Origin of the sequence: Streptomyces sp. NPDC053542 (genome assembly GCF_044544685.1) — a bacterium.
Taxonomy (GTDB): Bacteria; Actinomycetota; Actinomycetes; order Streptomycetales; family Streptomycetaceae; genus Streptomyces.
Map to the genome: position 1 here is coordinate 664400 of NZ_JBITXL010000003.1, position 13433 is coordinate 677832.

Below are 13433 nucleotides of genomic sequence, written 5' to 3' on the forward strand. Positions count from 1 at the left end.
GCCACCAGTGACCACACTCACCAAGACCGAAGGCGCACCGGTCCCGACCGGATCGGACCCCTTCCTGTCGGTACGCGACCTGTACGTGCGGTTCTCCACCGAGGACGGCATCGTCAAGGCCGTTGACGGGCTCTCCTTCGACCTGCAGAAGGGCCAGACGCTCGGCATCGTCGGCGAGTCCGGCTCGGGCAAGTCGGTGACCAACCTCGCCGTCCTGGGCCTGCACAACCCCGCCTCCACCGAGATCACCGGCGAGATCACGCTGGACGGCCAGGAGCTGACCGGCGCCCGCGAGCGCACGCTCCAGAAGCTCCGCGGCAACAAGATGGCGATGATCTTCCAGGACCCGCTGACGGCGCTCTCGCCGTACTACACGGTGGGCCGGCAGATCGCCGAGCCGTTCATGAAGCACACCGGCGCCGGCAAGCGCGAGGGCCGGCAGCGCGCCATCGAGATGCTGACCAAGGTCGGCATCCCCCAGCCGAACCTGCGGGTGGACGACTACCCGCACCAGTTCTCCGGCGGCATGCGCCAGCGCGCCATGATCGCCATGGCGCTGGTCTGCAACCCCGCGCTGCTCATCGCGGACGAGCCGACCACCGCGCTCGACGTCACCGTCCAAGCCCAGATCCTGGACCTGCTCAAGGACCTGCAGCAGGAGTTCGGCTCGGCGATCATCCTGATCACCCATGACCTCGGCGTGGTCGCCAACATGGCGGACGAACTGCTGGTGATGTACGCCGGGCGGGCGGTCGAGCGCGGCACCGTCAAGGACATCCTCACCGCGCCGCAGCACCCGTACGCCTGGGGCCTGCTGGGCTCGATGCCGCGCCTGTCGTCCAGCGTCGACGAGCCGCTGCACCCGATCCCCGGCACCCCGCCGAGCCTGCTGAACCCGCCGACCGGCTGCCCCTTCCACCCGCGCTGCGCCTTCACCTCGGAGGTGGGCGGCACCCGCTGCGCCGACGAGCGGCCGCTGCTGGCGCCGGGGCGCGCCTCGGCCTGCCACCTCAGCGCCGAGCAGAAGCACACCTTCTTCACCGAGCAGATCAAGCCCCGGCTGGGCTAGGGAGCGACGACCATCATGAGTGAAACCACAGACGTCACCCTGCCCGCTCCCCGCGACGCCGTCCCGGCGGGCGAGCCGCTGCTGGTCACCGAGGGCCTGACCAAGCACTTCCCGATCATGGGCGGCTTTCCGTTCCGGCGGAAGATCGGCGCCGTGCAGGCGGTGGACGGGCTCGACCTGACCGTGTACGCGGGCGAGACCTTCGGCCTGGTCGGCGAGTCGGGCTGCGGCAAGTCCACGACGGGCCGGCTGCTGACCCGCCTGCTGGAGCCCACCAGCGGCACGATCTCGTACCGGGGCCGGGACATCACCCACGCGAACCGCAAGCAGCTCGCGCCGGTCCGGTCCGAGATCCAGATGATCTTCCAGGACCCGTACTCCTCGCTGAACCCGCGGCAGACCGTCGGCACGATCATCGGCGGCCCGATGGAGATCAACGGGATCAACCCGCCCGGCGGCCGCGAGAAGAAGGTCCGCGAGCTGCTGGAGACCGTCGGCCTCAACCCCGAGCACTACAACCGCTTCCCGCACGAGTTCTCCGGCGGCCAGCGGCAGCGCATCGGCGTCGCTCGCGCCCTCGCCCTCGAACCGAAGCTGATCGTCGCCGACGAGCCGGTCTCGGCGCTTGACGTCTCCATCCAGGCGCAGGTCGTCAACCTCCTCCAGGACCTCCAGCGCGAGCTGGGCATCGCGTTCCTCTTCATCGCCCACGACCTGGCGATCGTGCGGCACTTCAGCCAGCGGGTCGCGGTGATGTACCTCGGCAAGGTCGTCGAGGTCGGCGACCGCGAGTCCATCTACACCCGGCCGCGCCACCCGTACACGCATGCGCTGCTCTCCGCGGTGCCGGAGGCCCGGCTGGCCGGGGACGAGGAGGACGAGCGCGAGCGGATCCGGCTCGCGGGGGATGTCCCCTCGCCGGTCAACCCGCCCTCGGGCTGCCGGTTTCGCACGCGGTGCTGGAAGGCGCAGGACAAGTGCGCGTCTGAGGAGCCGCCGTTGTTGCAGATCGCGGGGAACGCGGCCGGGCATCTGACGGCGTGCCACTTTCCTGAGGAGCCGACGATTGCCTCGCGGGGCGAGGACATCGTGCTGGACCCCGCGCTCGCGGCGATCGAGGACACCGCGGACAAGGACTGACGGCCCCGCCGTTGGGGGCCCGGCCGGTGACCGGCTGTCCCGCCGCGCCGGTTGCTCGCGCAGTTCCCCGCGCCCCTGAAGGGGCGCGGGGAACTGCGCGACCAGCCACGACGGTGCCGCACCCGGCTACTCACTCGGCACGACGTGGCGCTCTTCCGCAAAGTGGCACGCGGAGGCGTGCGCCGGGCCCGCGGCCCCCGCGAACCACTCCGGGACGGCAAGCGGCGGGACGACTTCCGCACATACCGGCTGCGCCTTCCAGCAGCGGGTGCGGAAGCGGCAACCGGACGGCGGATCGGCCGGCGAAGGCACGTCCCCGGCCAAAAGAATCCGCTCACGACGCTCCCGGGCCTCGGGATCGGGGACCGGCACCGCGGAGAGCAGCGCCTGCGTGTACGGGTGCGTCGGGTGCCCGTAGATCTCGTCCTCCGTGCCGGTCTCCACGATCCGGCCCAGGTACATCACCGCCACCCGGTCCGAGATGTGCCGCACCACGGACAGGTCGTGCGCGATGAAGACGTACGACAAATCGAACTCGTCCTGGAGGCGCTCCAGCAGGTTCACGACCTGGGCCTGGACGGAGACGTCCAGCGCGGACACCGGCTCGTCCGCGACGATGATCTCGGGCCGCAGCGCCAGCCCCCGCGCGATGCCGATCCGCTGCCGCTGCCCGCCGGAGAACTGGTGCGGGTACCGGTTGACGTACTCCGGGTTCAGCCCGACCACGTCCAGCAGCTCCTGGACCTTGCGGCGCCGGTCGCCCTTCGGGGCCACCTCGGGGTGGATGTCGTACGGCTCGCCGATGATGTCGCCGACCGTCATCCGCGGATTCAGCGAGGTGTACGGGTCCTGGAAGACCATCTGGATGTTGCGGCGCACCGCCTTCAGCGCGCGCCCGGACAGCCGGGTGATGTCCTCGCCGTGGTACCGGATCGCGCCCGCGGTAGGCCGCTCGAGGCCGACCAGTGCCCTGGCGACGGTGGACTTGCCGCAGCCGGACTCCCCCACGATGCCCAGCGTCTCGCCCTTGCGCAGGTCGAAGGAGACGCCGTCGACCGCCTTGACCGCGCCGACCTGCTTCTTCAGGACGATGCCCTGGGTCAGCGGGTAGTGCTTGACCAGGTCGCGTACTTCGAGAAGGGCGTCAGCGGGCATGCGGCGGCTCCTCGTCACGCACGGTCTCTTCCCAGAAGTGGCAGGCGCTGGCCCGCCCCGGCGCCACGTCGTACAGCGGCGGCCGGTCCGTGGTGCAGACGTCCCGGGCCCGCGGGCAGCGCGGGTGGAAGGGGCAGCCGGGCGGGATGTCGGTCAGGCTCGGCGGCAGGCCCTTGATCGCGTAGAGCTCCTGGCCCTTCTGGTCCAGGCGCGGGATGGAGTCCAGCAGGCCACGGGTATAGGGGTGGGCCGGGCTCTTGTAGAGATCGTGGATGGGGGCGGTCTCGACGATCCGGCCCGCGTACATCACCGCGATCCGGTCGGCGACGTCCGCGACCACGCCCAGGTCGTGGGTGATCAGGATCAGCCCCATGGCGTACTCCCGCTGGAGGTCGGCCAGCAGGTCCATGACCTGGGCCTGGACCGTGACGTCCAGCGCCGTCGTCGGCTCGTCGGCGATGATCAGGTCCGGCTCCAGGGCGAGCGCCATCGCGATCATGATGCGCTGGCGCATGCCGCCGGAGAACTGGTGCGGGTAATCACCGACGCGGCTGCGGGCCGCGGGGATCTTCACCCGGTCCATCAGCTCGACCGCCTTGGCGCGCGCGTCCTTGCGCTTCATGCCCTGGTGGACCTCGTACATCTCACCGAGCTGGGCGCCCACGGAGAGCACCGGGTTCAGCGCGGACAGCGCATCCTGGAAGATCATCGCCATCCGGGCGCCGCGGACCTTGCGCCGCTCCTCGGGCGTGGCCTTGAGCAGGTCCCGGCCCCGGAAGAGGACCTCGCCGCCGGTGACGAAGCCGGGCGGTGAGTCGAGGATGCCCATGACCGCCTGGGCGGTGACGGACTTGCCGGAGCCGGACTCGCCGAGCACGGCGAGCGTCTCGCCCGCGTCGACGCGGTAGCTGACGCCGTTGACGGCCCGGGCGACGCCGTCGCGGGTGCGGAACTCCACGTACAGGTCGCGCACGTCGAGCAGCGCGGTCGGCGGGGCGCCGGCGTCCGGTGCCGGGTCGGGAGTGGTCGCCGTGGCCATCAGCCGTCTCCTCAGCGCAGCTTGGGGTCGAGGGCGTCGCGTACCGCGTCGCCGAGCATGATGAACGCCAGCACCGTGATCGACAGCGCGCCCGCCGGATACAGCAGCATGTGCGGTGCGTTGCGGATGTAGGTGGAGGCGGTGGAGATGTCGATGCCCCAGGAGACGGTGGGCGGCTTCAGGCCCGCGCCGAGGTAGGACAGCGTGGCCTCCAGGGAGATGTACGTGCCGAGCGCGATGGTGGCGACGACGATGACGGGGGCCACGGCATTGGGCGCGATGTGCCGCAGCAGCAGCCGGCCGGAGGAGGCGCCGAGCGCCCGCGCGGCCTGGACGTAGTCGTTCTGCTTGGCGGTGACGACGGAGCCGCGGGCGATCCGGGCGATCTGCGGCCAGCCGAGCAGCACGATGAAGCCGACCACCGGCCAGACGGTCTTGCTGGTGACGACGGACAGGAAGACCAGGCCGCCGAGGAGCACGGGGATACCGAAGAAGATGTCGGCGACGCGCGAGAGCAGCGCGTCCCACCAGCCGCCGAAGAAGCCGGCGAGGCCGCCGAGGGCGCTGCCGAGGAGGGCCGCGCCCGCGGTGGCGCAGATGCCGACGGTGATGGAGGCGCGGGCGCCGTAGACGGTACGGGTGTAGACGTCCCGCCCCTGGGTGTCGAAGCCGAAGGGGTGGCCGGGCGCGGAGCCCTCCTGGGCCTTGGCGAGGTCCGCGCGGTAGGGGTTCCCGTCGGCGATCAGCTGCGGCCAGATCGCGATCACGATCAGAAAGAGGATGATCAGCGCGGAGACCAGGAAGACGGGATTGCGGCGCAGGTCGCGCCAGGCGTCGCCCCACAGGCTGCGCGGCTTGTCGCGCGGGCTCCCGCCCCGGCCGTTCCGGCCGCCCTCCAGTGTCTCGGCCTCGGCCATCGCCAGGGCGGTGGCAGCGCCGTCCCCGTGGGTGACCGCTTCTTTCGGTACATAGCGCTCAGGCATAGCGGATCCGCGGGTCGAGGACGGCGTACAGCAGGTCGACGACGAGGTTGGCGAAGAGGAAGACCAGGACGAGGACGGTGACGAAGCCGACGACAGTGGGCGAGTTCTGCCGCAGGATGCCCTGGTAGAGCTGGAAGCCGACGCCGTGGATGTTGAAGATCCGCTCGGTGACGATGGCGCCGCCCATGAGCTGGCCGATGTCGGTGCCGATGAAGGTGACCACCGGGATCAGTGAGTTGCGCAGCAGGTGCCGGGTGACGACCCGGCGCCGCGGCAGACCCTTGGCCACCGCCGTGCGCACGTAGTCGGCGCGGGCGTTCTCGGCGAGCTGGGTGCGGGTCAGCCGGGTGACGTACGCGAGCGAGACCAGCGCGAGCACCACGCCGGGCAGCAGCAGCTCGTCCAGGTACGCGTCGGTGGAGACGGTCGGCTTCACCCACCCCCACTTCACGCCGAGCAGGAACTGCAGCACATAGCCGCTGACGAAGGTCGGGATGGAGACCACGACCAGGGTGAAGACCAGCACGCTGGTGTCCAGCGCGCGGCCGCGGCGCAGCCCGCTGAGGACGCCGAGGGTGACGCCCACGATGATCTCGATGACGATGGCCACCAGGGTCAGCCGCAGGGTGACCGGGAAGGCCGTGCCCATCAGCTCGGTGACCGGCTGCCCGTTGAAGGCGGTACCGAAGTCCCCGCGGAAGATCTGGCCCATGTAGTGCAGGTACTGCTTCCACAGCGGCTGGTCGAGGAGGAGTTCCTCGCGGATTCGCGCGGCGGTGGCGGGGTCGGGGGCGCGGTCGCCGAACATCGCGGCGACCGGGTCGCCCAGCGCGTACACCATGAAAAAGATCAGGAACGTGCTGCCGATGAACACCGGGATCATCTGGAGCAGCCGCCGGATGACGTAGCGTCCCATGAGGTCAGCTGCCGACCTTGATCCGGTCGTAGACGGGCACGCTGAACTGATTGAGTCTCACATCGCTGAGCCGGTCGGTGTAACCGCCGCTGCCGTTCTGGTACCAGAGCGGGATCACCGGCATGTCCTTGACCAGCACCTTCTCCGCGTCCTGGAACTTCTGCACCGCGGCCTGCCGGTCGGTCTCCGCGTTCGCCTCGTCGACCAGCTTGTCGAACTGCTTGTTGCTGTACTTGCCGTCGTTGGAGGAGGCGTCGGTGTAGTACATCGGCTGCAGGAAGTTCTGGATGAGCGGGTAGTCCATCTGCCAGCCGGCGCGGAACGGCCCCTTCATCTTCTTGGCCGTGATCTGGTTCCGGTAGTCGGCGAAGGTCCCCACCGGATTGCCCACGCACGCCTTGTCGTTCTTCAGCACCTTGTTGACGCTGTTGCAGAGCGCGTCGACCCAGTCCTTGTGCGAGCCGGTGTCGGCGTTGTACGTGACGGTGACCTTGCCGCCGGGCAGCCCGCCGCCCTCCTTGATGAGCTTGCGCGCCTCGGCGGGCTGGTACTCGCACGCCTTTCCGCACAGCCCGGCCTTGTACCCGCCGTCGGTCTTGAGCACGGGCGAGGTCCAGTCACTGGCCGGGGTCCGGGTGTTCTGGAAGATCTGCCGCGTGATCGTCTTGCGGTCGATCGCCATGGACAGCCCCTGCCGCACCTTCGCCATCCTCGCCGATCCCCACTTTCCGTCGTACATGGGAAAGGTAAGGGTCTGGATGATGCCGGCGGGCTGATTGATGTACCGGTCGCCGAGGTCCGCCTTCGCGTTCTTCAGCTGCGCGGCGGGAATGTCGTCGCTGAGGTCGAGATTGCCGGCCTGCAGATCGGTGTAGGCGGTGTTGTTGTCGGTGTAGACCCGCAGGTCCACGCCGCCGTTCCGGGCCTTGTCCGGGCCCTTGTACCCGCTCCACTTCCGCAGCGTCATCGCCGACCCCTTGGTGTAGGACTCGACCTTGTACGGCCCGTTCCCGACCGGCTTCTTCAGCCAGCTGTCGTGGTTCTTGAAGAAGGCGCGCGGCAGCGGCGCGAAGGCGGGATACCCGAGCGTCTGCGGCCAGGTGGAGAACTTCTGGTTGAGCCGCACGGTAAAGGTGCGGTCATCCTTCACCCGCAGCCCGGAGAGCGTCTTGGCGCTGGACTTCCCGCTCTCCGGATGGACCTTGTCATACCCCTCGATATACCCGAAGAAATAAGCATTCTTCTGGTTGTTGTCGATCAGTGCCCCGTAATTCCAGGCATCCACGAACGACTGCGCGGTGACCGGCTCCCCATTGCTGAATTTCCAGCCCTTTTTGATCGTGACCGTGTAATTCTGCTGATCCTTGGTCTCGATCTTCTGGGCGAGCATGTCCTCGGCCTCGCCGGTCTTCGGGTCGTACCGCTTGAGCCCCCGGAAGATCATGTCGAGGACCTTGCCGCCCTGCACCTCGTTGGTGTTGGCGGGCTCCAGCGGATTCTGCGGATCACCCCAGGACGAACTGAGAACCCCCTTGCCGTCCCCGCCACCGCCGCCCCCGCCGCCGCCACCACACGCCGTCGCCACGAGGGCGACGGCCACCGTTCCCACCGCCCACTTCGCACGGGTGGCTCCACGCATCCGGTGCCTCCTCAGTCCGCGACACAAGTCGTACGTAGGCCACATAAGAACCCAAAGAGGATGCGGTCGCACTCCCACTACGGCCGTACGAGCCCCCGGCTCCACGGAAACCATCCGAATGCGCGAGCGCCCCCGGGGATGCCGGGGGCGCGGAGGGGGTGAGGGGCTCTGCTACTGGTCGAGGGAGGCCAGGATGCGACGCTTGCCCGCGATCTCGTCCTCGACCAGGTCCCGGGAGAACTTCTCCGGGTCCTTTTCATAGAGCGCCCTGCCGCGCTCCGAGGTGAAAGCGCCGGCCGGGATCCGGTCCTCCCCCGCCGGGAAGAACTTGATCACTTCCTCCACCGCCGCGAGACCGTATTCCAGCGCCGCCCGGTGCTCCCCCCGCTCGGCCGGCGGAGCGGCGAGGAGGAGCGGGCCGACACGGGCGGACACGCTATTGGCCACCGCCTGGAATTCCCCGGGGTCAATGATCCGGGAAGGCGTCGGCCCACCGAATGCCGGCGGAGGCGGCGGCGTTTCCTCCGCCATCTCGAAAACGAACTGCCGCTGCCGCCCGCATCCCGCGCACGCGCCCTCGTACACCGAAACCAGCGCACCCGCGCGCTGCTGAAGGCTGTGCTGACGCGCGAAATCCGCGACCCCGCATTCGCAGGGGTGCAGATCCATGTAGAGGTGGGCTTCCAGGGCCGAACGCGCTATCAGCATGATCGTGATCCTATACGCTGCGGCTCACGGTAGTACGGGAGTTGACGTCATCGGGGGAATACGTGGACGCGGGTACCGATCCCAGACTGCTGCTGAGCATGCCGCGGCAGCAGGGCTCATGGACGAGCCAGCGCGAGTTGCTCACGGAAGCGCAGCGGCTGCTGCCGCAGGTGCTGGAACTCGCCGGTTACCGGGCCGAGCTCAAGCACGACGACGGGCGTCCGTTCTTCGCCGCGCTCCATGTCTCCGGGCAGTCGATCTCCGTCTGGGTGGACGCGGTACCGCTCCCGGACGGCACGGTGGCACGAACGCTCATCAACACGACGTCCGAGCACTACATGATCCATACCTCCGACCGGCTGCCCCTCGACCGACTCGGCCGGGTGCTCTCCCAGGGCACGGGCGAGTTCCTGGCCTGCCGGGAACGGTCACGAGCCGGGCTCGCGCCCATAGCGGCGGACCTGCTGGGGCGCGGCGCCGAACTGCCCACCGACCCTTCACTGTCCGCGACCGACCGCGGCCTGATCGGCGAGCTCAACTGGCTCGCCGAGCAGTACGCCCGGCCCTCGCTCGAGGCGGTCCAGCGCGAGCAGGCCAGAGCGGAGCTCTCCGGACTCCTCGACCGGTGCGGGCTGCGGCCCACTGCCCCCGTCAGCGAGGCGGAGAGCTTCGCGGCCGCGGCGCAGGCCGCCGAGATCCGTCTCGACTACGCACGGCAGCACCTGTCGGCCGGCAGCCTGCGGCTGGTCCGCGAACTCGCCCACCCCATAGAACAGCTCACCCCCCAGGACGCCGCCGCTCTCCAGGCGTTCAGGGAGGCGGAAGCGCAGGCCGCGCGCGAGGTGCAGACAGTCATCGGCGGACGGGCGGTGTCGGTCGCGCTGCCGGAAACACACGCACCGGCGAGCACCGTGGCCGAGAGCGTCGCGCAGGAGGCCGCCGCCCGCAGCGCCCGGAGCGCGGCCACCGAGCGGCAGCTGCGGGACGAAGCCCTGTGGCAGGGCGGGAGAGTGCGGCCGCGCCCCGTGATGATCGGGGGCGGCGCCGCGCTGACCGGCCGGGACGCGGACACGCTACTGGTCGACGCGGTCGGGCGCTGGCATCTGGACCCCGGCGCGGGGCTCGTGCAGTCCGCGGACCAGGACCGCGACCTGCGGCGCGTCGGTCTCGACCCGTACGCGGGCGGCGGGCCCACCGACCGGGTGTCCATCCTGGCGACCCGGGCGTGGGAGGACCGGCTGGCGGCGCGTGGTCCGCTGGTGGACGGGTACGGACAGCTCACGCTGGACAAGAACGGCCGGCTCGTGACGCGCATCGAGCCGCTGAGCGGCGGCGAGCCGCTCACGGTCGAGGTGGCCGGCACGCCGGTCATCGCCACGGGCCTGACGCCGGAGGTCGTGCCGGGGGTCGCCCGCGACGACAACGACCGCGGGGTCCGGGGCGTGGAGAGCCTGAGCGAGGCGGTGCGCCTTCTGGGCGAGCGCGTGCCCGAGTTGCGGGAGCGGCTCCACGAAGCGGAGCGCTCGGGCGGCGGTGCCGCCGCCGTCCTGCGCATGCTGGACGAGGAGGCGGTCCAGGCGCGGCTGGGCGGCAGCAAGTCCGTACAGGGCGAGACCGTGGACGGCATCCGGCAGACGGTGGAGGCCACGCAGAAGTGGGAGGACGCCCGCGCGGCCGCGCCGGGGCGGGCGCTGCTGGGCGACGAGGTCGCCGACAACCGGTTCGACCCGCGCGCCGCCCGGCACTGGATCATCGCGGGATCGGGCGGCACCGGCGTCGCCAACGCGGAGATCATCCTGGGGCAGAACCCGGAGGCGCGCGTCACGATCCTGGGCGGCAACGCCCCGGCCGCGCTCAACCACCAGGTGCAGTACCGGGAGATGACGGGCGAGGGCTCGGGGTACGGCGACCGGCTGGACATCAAGAGGGCCCGGCTGGGCGCGGTGGAGACCGTGCCGGGGCCGGACGGGAAGCCGCTCTTCCGGGTGCCGTTCACGGACCGGGACGGCACGGTGACGGAGGTGATCGCCGACGGGTACGTCGCGAGTCTCGGCCGTACGAATCCCCTGCCGCCGGTCACCCGGGAACTCGCCGACCGTGTAAGGGAATCGGGCAACCAGGTCCAGGGCACGCTGCTCTTCGACGAGCACCAGCAGTACCTGGGGTACGGGCTGACCTTCCCGGTGGACGGCACGGAGCACCGCGTGGACGTGACCGGCGCGGCTTCCTGGCAGCTGCCGCGGCAGGTGTTCGACCAGCGGACGGTCGGCGAGCTGACCAGGATGGGCGTGCGCCAGATCCCTTCGGAGAGCGCCAACGCCGCTCCCGGGTTCGCGCCGGTCGCGCACCAGGCCGCCGCCTTCGCCACGGCGCGGGCGACGGACTCCGTGCGGCGGCTGCCCGGGGTGCCGGAGCGGTGGGTGGGGCCGCGACCGCCGGCCCCGGAGACCGAGGCCCACGGCCCGGCCAAGACCGCACCGGAGGCCGAGGCTCGCGTCCCGGCCAAGGCCGAGAGCCACTCCCCGGCCAAGACCGAGACCACGCCAGCGGTGTGGCAGACCGGCATGCCGGCCGGGCCGTCCAGGGGCCCGGCCGCGGCCCGCCCCGTACAGGCCCCGCCCGCCGGGCCGGCGCCGGAGCCGCCCCGGCCCGACCAGGGCCTCGGCAGGTAGGCGGCCTGCGCCGCCGACCGCGGGCTACGCCGCCCCCACCACGTCCTTCTCCTCCGCGAAGTGACAGGCCGACTCGTGCGCGGCGAGCGAGTCGGTGTCCTTGAAGGGCGCGGGGACGGCGAGGAGGGGCGTCTCCTCGGCGCACTTGTCCTGCGCCTTCCAGCAGCGGGTACGGAACCGGCAGCCGGACGGCGGGTTCGCCGGGGACGGCACGTCGCCGCTGAGGATGATGCGCTCCCGCCCGCCGCGCGCCTCCGGGTCGGGGACCGGCACGGCCGAGAGCAGCGCCTGGGTGTACGGGTGCGTCGGGTGCTCGTAGATCTCCTCGTCCGTGCCGATCTCGGCCATCTTCCCGAGGTACATCACGCCGACGCGGTCGGAGATGTGCCGGACGACGGAGAGGTCGTGCGCGATGAAGAGGTAGGAGAGCTCGTACTCGTCCTGGAGGCGCTCCATCAGGTTGACGACCTGGGCCTGGACCGAGACGTCGAGCGCCGAGACCGGCTCGTCGCAGATGATGATCTCGGGGTTGAGCGCGAGGCCGCGGGCGATGCCGATGCGCTGGCGCTGGCCGCCGGAGAACTGGTGCGGGTACCGGTTGAGGTACTCCGGGTTCAGCCCGACCACGTCCAGCAGCTCCTGGACCTTGCGGCGCCGGTCGCCCTTCGGGGCCACCTCGGGGTGGATGTCGAAGGGCTCGCCGATGATGTCGCCGACCGTCATCCGCGGGTTGAGCGAGGTGTACGGGTCCTGGAAGACCATCTGGATGTTGCGGCGCACGGCCTTCAGGGCGCGGCCGGTGAGCTTGGTGATGTCCTCGCCCTTGTAGAAGACCTCACCGGCGGTCGCCCGCTCCAGGTTCATCAGCAGCTTGGCGACGGTGGACTTGCCGCAGCCGGACTCCCCGACGATGCCGAGCGTCTCGCCGCGGTACAGGTCGAAGGAGATCCCGTCGACCGCCTTGACCGCGCCGACCTGCTTCTTGAACAGGACGCCCTGGGTGAGCGGGAAGTGCTTCACCAGATTGCGGACCTGGAGGATCGGCTCGCGGTCCGCGTTCTTCGTGACGGGCTCAGCCATGGAGCGTCTCCTTCCAGAAGTGGCACGCGCTGCCGCGGCCGTCGGCGACCGTGGCCAGCGCCGGGACGTCGGTACGGCAGACGTCCTGGGCCTTGGGGCAGCGCGGGTGGAAGGCGCAGCCGCCGGGGATGTTCAGCAGGTTGGGCGGCAGGCCCTTGATCGCGTACAGCTCCTGGCCCTTCTGGTCCAGGCGCGGGATGGAGTCCAGCAGGCCGCGGGTGTAGGGGTGGGCGGGGTTCTTGTACAGCTCGCCCACGGGTGCGTGCTCGACGATGCGGCCCGCGTACATCACCGCGATCTTGTCGGCCACGTCCGCGACGACACCCAGGTCGTGGGTGATCAGGATGAGCCCCATGTGGTACTCGCGCTGCAGCTCCGCGAGGAGGCCCATGACCTGGGCCTGGACGGTCACGTCGAGGGCCGTGGTGGGCTCGTCGGCGATGATCAGGTCCGGCTCCAGGGCGAGCGCCATCGCGATCATGATGCGCTGGCGCATGCCGCCGGAGAACTGGTGCGGGTAGTCCCCCACCCGGTTCTTCGCCGCCGGGATCTTGACCTTGTCCATCAGCTCGATGGCCTTGGCCTTGGCGTCCTTCTTGGACAGGCCCTGGTGGACGCGGAACATCTCGCCGAGCTGGTAGCCGACCGAGAGCACCGGGTTCAGGGAGGACAGCGCGTCCTGGAAGATCATGGCGATCTTGGCGCCGCGGATCTTCCGGCGCTGCTCGCCGGACATTGTCAGCATGTCCTGGCCGCGGAAGAGGATCTCGCCCTGCGGGATCTTCGCCGGCGGCATGTCGAGGATGCCCATGATCGCCTGGGCGGTGACGGACTTGCCGGAGCCGGACTCGCCGAGCACGGCGAGCGTCTCGCCCGCGCTGACGCTGTAGTTGACGCCGTTGACGGCCTTGACGACGCCGTCCCGGGTGTGGAATTCGACGTGCAGGTCGCGGACCTGGAGCAGCGGCGAACCGGCCGCTTCCGGGGTCCGCGGGCCGGGCACGGCCGTGGTCTTCTCGGTGGTGGTCACGT

The 13433-nt window shown here is 70.3% G+C and carries 11 protein-coding genes; 3 read left to right on the plus strand and 8 right to left on the minus strand.

Features of this window, described 5'->3' with window-relative positions:
- Window positions 1–7: 7 nt before the first annotated feature.
- Window positions 8–1069 (plus strand): ABC transporter ATP-binding protein, encoded by a 1062-nt coding sequence (locus tag ACIGXO_RS10860; RefSeq protein WP_399783365.1) that lies wholly within the window; start codon window positions 8–10, stop codon window positions 1067–1069.
- A 15-nt stretch (window positions 1070–1084) separates the two neighbouring features.
- The gene (locus ACIGXO_RS10865) at window positions 1085–2209 is read left to right on the plus strand and encodes an ABC transporter ATP-binding protein (protein WP_399783368.1); all 1125 of its coding nucleotides are present in this window, start codon (window positions 1085–1087) and stop codon (window positions 2207–2209) included.
- Window positions 2210–2335: 126 nt separating this feature from the next.
- Here ACIGXO_RS10865 and ACIGXO_RS10870 read toward each other — a convergent pair whose 3' ends face one another.
- The 6 genes from ACIGXO_RS10870 to ACIGXO_RS10895 all read right to left on the minus strand — a co-directional run bounded on the left by ACIGXO_RS10870 (window position 2336) and on the right by ACIGXO_RS10895 (window position 8649).
- On the minus strand, window positions 2336–3364 hold the full coding sequence (locus ACIGXO_RS10870; RefSeq protein ID WP_399783371.1) for an ABC transporter ATP-binding protein: 1029 nt from the start codon (window positions 3362–3364) through the stop codon (window positions 2336–2338).
- Window positions 3354–4403: an ABC transporter ATP-binding protein gene (locus ACIGXO_RS10875; protein ID WP_399783374.1), complete on the minus strand. Its 1050-nt coding sequence runs from the start codon at window positions 4401–4403 to the stop codon at window positions 3354–3356. The genes ACIGXO_RS10870 and ACIGXO_RS10875 overlap by 11 nt, the downstream gene beginning before the upstream one ends.
- Window positions 4404–4414: 11 nt before the next feature.
- Complete coding sequence (locus ACIGXO_RS10880) at window positions 4415–5386, minus strand: ABC transporter permease (protein WP_399783377.1); 972 nt, start codon at window positions 5384–5386, stop codon at window positions 4415–4417.
- Entirely contained in the window at window positions 5379–6302 is a 924-nt protein-coding gene (locus ACIGXO_RS10885; protein ID WP_399783380.1) for an ABC transporter permease, read from the minus strand. Before ACIGXO_RS10885 ends, ACIGXO_RS10880 begins: the two co-directional genes overlap by 8 nt.
- A 4-nt stretch (window positions 6303–6306) precedes the next feature.
- A complete protein-coding gene (locus ACIGXO_RS10890) occupies window positions 6307–7941 on the minus strand; it encodes an ABC transporter substrate-binding protein (RefSeq protein ID WP_399783382.1) in 1635 nt (544 codons plus the stop codon).
- A 171-nt stretch (window positions 7942–8112) separates the two neighbouring features.
- The gene (locus ACIGXO_RS10895) at window positions 8113–8649 is read right to left on the minus strand and encodes a hypothetical protein (RefSeq protein ID WP_399783385.1); all 537 of its coding nucleotides are present in this window, start codon (window positions 8647–8649) and stop codon (window positions 8113–8115) included.
- Window positions 8650–8711: 62 nt separating this feature from the next.
- Here ACIGXO_RS10895 and ACIGXO_RS10900 point away from each other — a divergent pair, with 62 nt between their 5' ends.
- A complete protein-coding gene (locus ACIGXO_RS10900; protein ID WP_399783388.1) occupies window positions 8712–11321 on the plus strand; it encodes a hypothetical protein in 2610 nt (869 codons plus the stop codon).
- Between the two features lie 24 nt (window positions 11322–11345).
- On the opposite strand, the gene ACIGXO_RS10905 is transcribed toward ACIGXO_RS10900, so the two are convergent.
- Together ACIGXO_RS10905 and ACIGXO_RS10910 are read right to left on the minus strand one after the other, a co-directional pair.
- Window positions 11346–12401 carry an ABC transporter ATP-binding protein gene (locus tag ACIGXO_RS10905; RefSeq protein WP_399783391.1) on the minus strand — a complete coding sequence of 352 codons (1056 nt, stop codon included), beginning with the start codon at window positions 12399–12401 and terminating at the stop codon, window positions 11346–11348.
- Window positions 12394–13431 carry an ABC transporter ATP-binding protein gene (locus tag ACIGXO_RS10910; RefSeq protein WP_399783394.1) on the minus strand — a complete coding sequence of 346 codons (1038 nt, stop codon included), beginning with the start codon at window positions 13429–13431 and terminating at the stop codon, window positions 12394–12396. Before ACIGXO_RS10910 ends, ACIGXO_RS10905 begins: the two co-directional genes overlap by 8 nt.
- Between the last annotated feature and the right edge of the window lie 2 nt (window positions 13432–13433).